Raw genomic sequence first — 5,177 nt, 5'->3', positions numbered from 1 at the left:
CCCCTCCTAATTTTGGTGCGGGCGCGGGGGGGGGGGCCTTGGCGCGGGGTGGGGGGCTCTGTAAAGCCGGCGGCGGGGGGGGGGCCCCCCCCCCCCCCGGGGGGGGGGGGGGCCCCCCCCCCCCCCCCCCCCACGACCTCATTGAGGACACTGCTTTCTGCCTCGCTCGACTCGCCGGCGTACCGGTACGAACGCTCAGGACGACGACTCCGCACGCCTCTGACATGGCAAGAGTGCTGCCTCGACCGCGCGGGCTCGGCCGGACCCCTTGACGCCACGGCAGAACAGGACATAATTTCCGTCGACCTATTGAGTCGTCTGTAAGCGCAAGGCAAGGGCGTCGGCCTCGTCAATCCCGCCTGGTCGATCGTCGCTCGCGTCTCGCGTGCTTGACCGTCCCGAACGAGATCTCACCGGAGAGGTCCCCATGCACAGGTCGACGCGTACGAAGTGGTGGGGAGCGCTGGCTGCAGCCACCGCGCTCACCCTGCTCACCGCCTGCGGCGGCGGCGCCGCCAGCTCAGGCGGGGGTGATCCGATCAAGGTCATGCTGATCAGCCAGCTGGAGTCCGCGGACTTCTCGTGGCCCGAGATCGAGTCGATGTCCCGGGCCGCGATCAAGCCCGTCAACGACGCGGGCGGCATAGGCAGCCGCCAGATCGAGCTCGAGGTCTGCAACGAGCAACGCGATGCCAACAAGGCAGCCGCCTGCGCCCGCCAGGCCGTCAGCGACGAGGTCGACCTCGTCCTGGCCCCGTTCACCAACTTCGGCGGCTCGATCCTGCCGATCCTCGAGCAGGCCCGGATCGCCTACACCGGCAACACCGTCCTCGCCCCGGACGACGGCACCAACCCGGTGTCCTTCCCGCTGCTCGGAGGCACGCCTTCCGGTGGCGCCGGGGTGGGCACCGAGTTCGTCCGGCGCGGTTGCACCCAGGCCGGCGCAATCGGCTACGACAACGCCTCGTCCAACGCCTTCATCGGCTACGTGGAGCGCGGCCTGAAGAGCGCGGGCGGCTCGCTCGTCGCCCAGGCCCGGGTCGCCCCGGGTACTCCGGACTACGCACCGGCGCTCGCGACGGTGACCGCGGGCGGCGCGAAGTGCATCTTCCTCGCCCTCCCGCCCAACGAGGCCGCAAAGCTGATCAGCGCGGTGGCGCAGAGCCCCACCAAGCCCCTGTTGGGTGCGTCCTACGCCACGATCCCACCGGCCGTCATCTCCAAGGTTCCCGCCGAGGCCGTCGAGGGCACCGTCCTGATCGGCCAGTCGTTCGCCTACAACGACGAGGTGGACCAGATGCGCGTCATGAGCCAGCAGGCGAGCGCAGCCGGCGTCCCCGAGGAGCAGATCCGCGGTAGCTACGGGGTGCTGTCCTGGTCCGTCGCCACCATCGCCCTCGAGGCCCTGAAGTCCATCCCTGGTGAGATCGACCAGAAGTCCGTGTTCGACGCGATGGCGAAGATCGAACAGCCGGCGACCGGGCCGCTCGGCGCCTTCACGACGAGCCGGGAGTTCGCCGCACCAGGCCTGAACCGGCTGTTCAACCGCAACGTGCTCACCTACACGGTCAAGGGCGGTCAGACCGTCCTCGACTCGCCCGAATGGCACGACATGAGCTCGGCCCTGTCGGGGACGACGTCGTGACCGCTCTCGCGGCCGGGACCCGCACGGTGGTGGTCGAGGCCCGCGGACTGAACGCCGGCTACGGCGCAGTCCCGGTCGTCACCGACCTGGACATGCAGGTCCGCGCCGGCGAGATCGTCTGCCTGGTGGGCTCGAACGGCGCGGGCAAGACCACGAGCCTACTCACCCTGGCGGGCGAGCTCTCGCCCCAAGGCGGTCAGGTGGTGTGGCGGGGAAGGACCGAGCGGATGTCGCTCGACCGGCGGGCACGGGACGGCCTGCGGTTCGTCACCGAGGAGCGCTCGATCTTCCCGACGCTGACCACGGCCGAGAACCTCCGCCTCGGCGGCGGCTCGCCGCAGCGCGCGCTCGAGCTCTTCCCGGAGCTCGAGCCGCTGCTGAAGCGCCCCGCGCGACTGCTGTCCGGCGGCGAGCAACAGATGCTCACCCTCGCCCGCGCACTGTCCGGAAACCCCGTGGCGCTCTTCGCGGACGAACTCTCGCTCGGGCTCGCCCCGAAGATCGTGACGCGGCTGCTGGACGCCGTCCAGGCGGCCGCCCGTTCCGGCGTCGCCGTCCTCTTGGTGGAGCAGCACGTCCGCCAGGCCCTCCAGGTCTCGGACCGCGGCTACGTCATGCGCCGCGGCCGGGTGGAGCTCGAGGGCACGGCCGCGGACCTGTTGGAACGCATCGACGAGATCGAGGCCTCGTACCTGTCCGCCGGGCACGAGGACCGTCCCGAGCGGAAGGGGACCGCCCGATGACCGAGGTGCTCCGGTTCATCCTGCTCGGCCTAGGCGCGGGCGCGCTGTACGTCCTGTCCGCGACCGGGCTCGTCCTGATCTACCGGGGCTCCGGTGTCGTCAACTTCGCGCACGGCGCGATGGGCATGGTCGGGGCCTACACCTTCTGGGAGCTGAGCGAGGGGGCGGGCTGGCCTACCGTGCCCGCCGCAATCGCCGGCATTCTGGTCTCCGCGGTGCTGGGCGCGCTGACCCATCTGCTGGTGATGCGCCCGCTGCGGAACTCGAGCGTGCTGCTCAAGGTGATCGCCACCCTGGCGATCATGGCGATCCTGCAGGCGGTCGCAGCCCTGCGGTACCCGATGGAAGTCGTGGTGGTGCCGTCCTTCCTGCCCACCGAGCCGTGGTCGATCCTCGGCGTCACCGTGGGCGCGGACCGGGTACTGATCCTGGTGCTGGTCCTGGTGCTCACCGCGGCGCTGTGGGCGGTCTACAAGTTCACCACGTTCGGCCTGGCCACGACGGCGACGTCGGAGAACCCTCGTGCGGCGTCCACCCTCGGCCTCTCGCCCGACCGGGTCGCGGTCGCGAACTGGGCAATCGGGGCCGGACTCTCCGGCATGGCGGGCATCTTCTTAGTGCCGATCATCGGTCTGTCCGTCACCGGCCTGACGCTGCTCGTGATCCCGGTGCTGGCTGCCGCCGTGGTCGGGCGCTTCTCGTCCTTCCCGCTGACCCTCGCAGCCGGGCTCGGGATCGGCGTCCTGCAGTCGGTCGCCACCCGCTGGGTCCCCGGCGCGGGTGTGCCGGGCGCCGTCCCGTTCATCGTGGTGGCCATCGTGCTCATCAGCCGAGGCTCCCGCGTTCCGGGCAAGGGCGAGCAGGGCATCCGTCTGCCGTCCGTCGGCTCCGGGCTGCTCCGCCCGGTCACCTTGACGGTCCCGATCGTGCTCGCGCTGGTCCTCATCTGGGCCGTCATGTCCCCGGTCTGGCTCGACGCGATGACGGTCCAACTGGCCGTTGCCATCGTCGTCTTGTCGGTCGTCGTCGTGACCGGTTTCGCAGGGCAGCTGTCCCTCGCCCAGTTCGCCCTGGCCGGCGTCGGGGCGTTGGGCGCCGGGTTGCTCGTCGAGCACCTCGGGATGCCGTTCCTGCTCGCCGCGTTGATCGGGGCGCTGCTCACGGTGCCCCTCGGCTTCGTCGTCGGGCTCGCCGGCGTCCGCACCCGTGGGGTCGCCCTGGGCATCGTGACCCTCGGCCTCGCCGTCGCGCTCGAGGGCATGGTGTTCACCAACCCGGACTACACCGGCGGCCTGGACGGGCTGCGGGTCGGCCCGCAGGACGTCTTCGGGCTCAACATCAGCCAGGTCGTCCATCCCGAGCGGTACGCGACGCTCGTCCTGATCGTCCTGGTGATCGTCAGCCTCGGCGTCGCCAACGTCCGACGCGGGCGGGTCGGCCGGCGCATGATCGCGGTACGGGCGAACGAGCGGGCCGCCTCGGCGCTCGGCATCGCCGTCACCCGGGTCAAGCTGTACGCCTTCATGCTGGGCGCGGCGGTCGCCGGTCTCGGCGGCGTCTTCATCGCCTTCCGCAACCCGACGCTGAACTACAACGACTTCGCGACGCTGAAGTCGATCACGGTGCTGCAGGAGGGTGTGATCGGCAGTGTCGGCTGGGTGTCGGGGGCGTTCCTCGGCGCCGGGCTCGAGCCGGGGGCCCTCGGCTCCCAGGTCCTGCACCTCCTGGGGAGGAACGTCGAGACCTACATCTTCCTCATCGGCGGAGTCCTGCTGCTCGTGACGATCCTGCAGTTCCCGAACGGCCTCGCGGCGATGCACTCCGAGCTCGCGGACAAGCTACGACTGAAGTGGCACCGCAAACCGGCCGCCCCCGTCCTGGACATCCCGGAGACCGTGACGGGCCACCGGGTTGCGCCGAAGAGCCTGGCCGTGGAGGACCTCACCGCCCGGTTCGGCGGCGTGACGGCGCTGGCGGGCCTGGACCTCACCGTGGAGCCGGGCGAGATCGTCGGCCTCATCGGTCCGAACGGTGCGGGCAAGAGCACGGCGGTCGAGGGCATCACGGGCTTCATCCCGAACGCCCTGAGTGGCCGCGTGCTGCTCGACGGGCAGCCGATCGACAGCTGGTCGCGCGACCGTCGTGCCCGACAGGGCCTCGGCCGTTCCTTCCAGTCGCTCGAGCTGTTCGACGACATGACCGTGCTGGAGAACCTCCAGGCCGCCTCCGAGCCGCAGGACGTCAAGGCCTACGTGACCGACCTGGTCGCACCGGGCCGGACACGGGTCAGCGCTGCCTGCCTCGCAGCGATCCGGGAGTTCGGGCTCGAGGAGTACCTCCACGTCCGACCGACCGAGCTGCCGTACGGGCGCCGCAGGCTCGTGGCGATCGCCCGGGCGGTTGCGGCCGAGCCGTCCGTCCTGCTGCTCGACGAGCCGGCGGCCGGCCTCGACGAGGTCGAGAGCCGCGAACTGGGCGACCTCATCATCCGGCTCGCCCGGGAGTGGGGCATGGCCGTGCTGCTCATCGAGCACGACGTCAGCATGGTCATGCGGCTCTGTGACCGGATCTACGCGCTCGAGTTCGGCAAGTGCATCGCCTCCGGTACGGCGGCCGAGATCCGCACGGACGAGCGGGTCGTCGCCTCCTACCTCGGGAGCACCGACGAGGAGACACCGGCCCCCGCACCGAGCGGCACGCCCGTGCCCGCGGGTGGCGAGGCCGCGCGCGGTCGGGCCTGACCGGCCACGGAACGGGGAGGCCCCGCCTCCGCCCGAGCTCGGGGCGGA

At 71.1% G+C, this 5,177-nt stretch carries 3 protein-coding genes; all 3 read left to right on the top strand.

What is annotated here, in order from left to right:
* The first annotated feature begins 427 nt into the window (after positions 1-427).
* The 3 genes from AB0B41_RS30625 to AB0B41_RS30615 are packed head-to-tail and all read left to right on the top strand — an operon-like array spanning position 428 to position 5,129.
* A complete protein-coding gene (locus tag AB0B41_RS30625) occupies positions 428-1,645 on the top strand; it encodes an ABC transporter substrate-binding protein (RefSeq protein ID WP_358209483.1) in 1,218 nt (405 codons plus the stop codon).
* Positions 1,642-2,388: an ABC transporter ATP-binding protein gene (locus tag AB0B41_RS30620; RefSeq protein ID WP_358209481.1), complete on the top strand. Its 747-nt coding sequence runs from the start codon at positions 1,642-1,644 to the stop codon at positions 2,386-2,388. The genes AB0B41_RS30625 and AB0B41_RS30620 overlap by 4 nt, the downstream gene beginning before the upstream one ends.
* Positions 2,385-5,129, top strand: a complete 2,745-nt coding sequence (locus AB0B41_RS30615; RefSeq protein WP_358209479.1) for a branched-chain amino acid ABC transporter permease/ATP-binding protein — start codon at positions 2,385-2,387, stop codon at positions 5,127-5,129. Before AB0B41_RS30620 ends, AB0B41_RS30615 begins: the two co-directional genes overlap by 4 nt.
* Positions 5,130-5,177: the final 48 nt, after the last annotated feature.

Origin of the sequence: Pseudonocardia sp. NPDC049154, assembly GCF_040648315.1 — a bacterium.
In the GTDB taxonomy this organism is placed as follows: Bacteria; Actinomycetota; Actinomycetes; order Mycobacteriales; family Pseudonocardiaceae; genus Pseudonocardia.
The sequence above is the reverse complement of the archived record's forward strand: the minus strand, read 5'-3'. Positions and strand labels throughout refer to the sequence as shown.

What these genes read in the sequence shown, in the direction of transcription:
- AB0B41_RS30615 (WP_358209479.1), top strand. Translation starts at nt 2,385, where the DNA reads ATGACCGAGGTGCTCCGGTTCATCCTGCTCGGCCTAGGCGCGGGCGCG.
- AB0B41_RS30625 (WP_358209483.1), top strand. Translation starts at nt 428, where the DNA reads ATGCACAGGTCGACGCGTACGAAGTGGTGGGGAGCGCTGGCTGCAGCC.